The 3,609-nt window shown below is 75.3% G+C and carries 1 protein-coding gene; it reads right to left on the reverse strand.

The features are described from left to right. Positions 1 to 3,609 (reverse strand): type I polyketide synthase (locus ACZ60X_RS43780; RefSeq protein ID WP_469611417.1); only part of this gene is annotated, 3,609 nt, incomplete at both ends.

The following is a 3,609-nucleotide window of genomic DNA, read 5'->3' on the forward strand; positions in this document are numbered from 1 at the left end:
CTGGGCCTCGATCGGGTCGCCGAGGACCGTGCCCGTGCCGTGCGCCTCCACCGCGTCCACCTCGGACGCCGAAAGCCCCGCGTTCGCCAACGCCCCGCGGATCACGCGCTGTTGGGAAGGCCCGTTCGGGGCGGTCAGACCGTTGGACGCGCCGTCCTGGTTGACCGCGCTGCCCCGGATCACGGCGAGGACCCGGTGCCCCTTGCGCCGAGCCTCGGACAGGCGCTCCAGGACGATGACGCCCGCGCCCTCGGCCCAGCCGGTGCCGTCGGCGGTCGAGGAGAAGGCCTTGCAGCGGCCGTCGGGCGAGAGTGCCTGCTGACGGGAGAACTCGACGAAGGTGTAGGGGTTGGCGAGAATGGTCGCGCCGCCGGCCAGCGCCATCGAGCACTCGCCGTTGCGCAGGGCCTGCGCGGCGAGGTGGATGGCGACCAGGGACGAGGAGCAAGCGGTGTCCACGGTCACGGCGGGGCCCTCCAGGCCGAAGACGTACGACACCCGGCCGGAGGCCACGCTGCCCGCGGAGCCGGTGGCCGTGAACCCGGCGAGTTCGGGCGGGAGTTCGCCGCCGAAGCCGTAGCCCTGGGTCATCACGCCGGAGAACACGCCGACGTCCGTGCCCTTCAGTGACAGCGGGTCGATACCGGCCCGCTCCAGCGCCTCCCAGGAGGTCTCCAGCAGCAGCCGCTGCTGCGGGTCCATCGCCAGCGCCTCACGCGGAGAGATACCGAAGAAGCCCGCGTCGAACAGGCCTGCCTCGTGCAGGAAGCCGCCCTGGTCGACGTACGACGTCCCGACGCGTCCGGGGTCGGAGTCGAACAGGCCCTCCAGGTCCCAGCCGCGGTCGGACGGGAAGCCGGACATGGCGTCCCGGCCCTGTGCCACCAGCTCCCAGAGGTCCTCGGGGCCGGCGGCCCCGCCGGGCAGTCGGCAGGCCATGCCGACGATCGCGATCGGCTCGCCGGGGCCGGCCGTGGCGACGGCCGGTTCGGGTGCGGCCGGGGCGGCGGTGGCGTGGCCGAAGTGGCTGTGCAGGTGGCGGGCGAGGGCGAGCGGGGTCGGGTAGTCGAAGACGACGGTCGTCGGCAGGCTGAGGCCGGTGGCCTCGCGGATGCGGTTGCGCAGTTCGACGGAGGTGAGGGAGTCGAACCCGGCCTCCTTGAACGCCTTCTCCGCCCTGACCTGGTCGGCCCCGGCGTGGCCGAGGACGGTGGCGACCTGGGCGCGGACGACGTCCAGCAACAGCGTCTCCTGCTCGTCCGGTCCGAGTCCGGCGAGCCGGTCGGCCAGGGCGCCGCCGCTGCGGTCCGTGGCGGCTGTCCGGGCGGCCTGCCGGGTGACCCGGATCAGGCCGCGCATCAGGGGCTGGACCGTGCCGCCGGAGGCCGCGTCGGCGCGGGCGGCCCGCAGGTCGAGCTTGATCGGGACGACGAGGGCCTGCGCGGCGCCGAGCGCCGTGTCGAAGAGGGCCAGCCCTTCCTCGGGGGTCAGGGCGCGCACCCCGCCCCGGCCCATACGGGCCCGGTCCGCCGCACTGAGGTGGGCCGTCAGGCCGGTGCTCTGCTCCCACAGGCCCCAGGCCAGCGACACGGCCGGCAGTCCGGCGGCGCGGCGGCGGGCCATCAGGCCGTCGAGGTAGGCGTTGGCGGCGGCGTAGTTGCCCTGGCCGGCCGAGCCGAACAGGCCGGCGCCGGAGGAGTAGACGGCGAAGACTGCCAGGTCCAGGGTGCGGGTGAGTTCGTCGAGGTGGGCGGCGGCGCCCGCCTTCGGGCCGAAGACGCCGGCCATCCGTTCGGGGGTGAGGGCGCCGATCACGCCGTCGTCCAGGACACCGGCCGTGTGGATCACACCCGTCAGCGGATGCTCCGCCGGCACCGAGTCCAGCAGCTCCGACACCGCCGTACGATCGGACACGTCGCACGCCACCAACGACACCGACTCCGCACCCCGCGCCCTCAGTTCGGCCACCAGCTCGCCGGCGCCCTCGGCCCGCGCACCACGCCGCCCGGCCAGCACCAGATGCCGCACACCATGCCGCTCGACCAGGTGCCGTGCCACCAACGCCCCCAGCGAACCGGTACCACCGGTCACCACAACCGTGCCCCCGGCACGGAACCCGACACCCGGACCGCCCTCCGCCGCCCGCACCAGACGCGGCACCGACAACACCCGCCCACGCACCGCCACCTGCGGCTCACCCGAGGCCAGGACCGTGGCGAGCAGGGGTTCGACGGCGGTGCCGTAGGCGATGTCGAGGTCCGTGTCGGTGTCGAGCAGGACGACCCGGCCGGGGTTCTCGGCCTGGGCCGCGCGGACCAGGCCCCAGACCGCCGCGCCGGCCGGGTCCGTCACCGCGCCGTCACCGCCGGCGGGCACGGCCCCCCGGGTCAGGACGACCAGCCGGGACTCCGCCAGACTGGGCGCGGCGAACCACGCCTGGAGCATGGCGAGGATCCGGTTGGCCTGGGGCAGGGCGCCGTCGGGGGCGTCGTCCGCGATGCCCTCGGGGGTGACGGCCTCGACCACGGCGACCATGGGGCCGGTCACCGCGCCGGCCAGGATGTCGACCTCGTCCGCGTGGAACAGGGGCACCCACTGCGGTACCTGCCGTGCCTCGGCGGAGGCCGCGGGCAGTTCCGTCCACTCGACGCGGTAGAGGCCGTCGCCGCTGTCGCCCGTGATCGCCGCCAACTGGTCGGCCGCGACCGGCAGGAAACCCAGGGCGTCCAGGGTCACGACGAGACCGCCGGCCTCGTCCGCGGCCTCCAGCGCGAGCCGGCCGGCCCCGGCCGGGGCGAGGCGTACGCGGAGCGTGGTCGCGCCGGTGGCGTGCAGCGTGAGCCCCTGCCACGCGGCCGGCTGCCACAGCCGCTGCCCGGCACCGTCCGGGTCGGCTGTGGCCGCGTGCCGCAGTGCGGACTGCACGGCGGCGTCGAGCAGCGCCGGATGGAGCCGGAACCGCTCGGCGCCGGCCCGCTGTTCCTCGGGCAGGGCGACCTCGGCGAAGACCTCGTCACCGCGCCGCCACAACGCCCGTACGCCCCGGAAGGCGGGGCCGAGAGGGTGGCCGAGGCGGAGCAGGTCGTCGTAGAACTCGTCGGCGTCGGCCGGGCGGGCGCCGGTGGGCGGCCACAGTGCCAGGTCGGCGCTCGCCTCGGGGGTGGTGAGCGGGGCGGGCGAGAGCCGTCCGGTGGCATGCCGGGTCCATACGGCGGCCTCGGTGTCTTCACCGGCCGCGTATATGTCGACGGTGCGGGCGCCATCGTCGTCAGGGCCGCCGACGGCGACCTGGACGCGCACGCCGCCCTGCTCCGGCAGCAGCAGCGGTGTCTCGACGGTCAGTTCGTCCAGCCCGGCGGCGCCGGCCTCGTCACCGGCGCGCAGGACGAGTTCGACCAGGGCGGTGGGAGGTACGACGATGGCGCCGCCGACGACGTGGTCGGCCAGCCAGGGGTGGGTGCGCGGGGAGAGACGGGAGGTGAAGACCAGCCCGTCGGACTGGGGCAGCGGGACGACCGCGCCGAGGAGGGGGTGGTCGGTGCCCGCCTGCCCGAGCGAGGCCGCGTCCATGGCGGGGGCCGTCTTCAGCCAGTAATGCCGGTGGTCGAA

It is taken from the genome of Streptomyces sp. NPDC104106 (genome assembly GCF_055584345.1).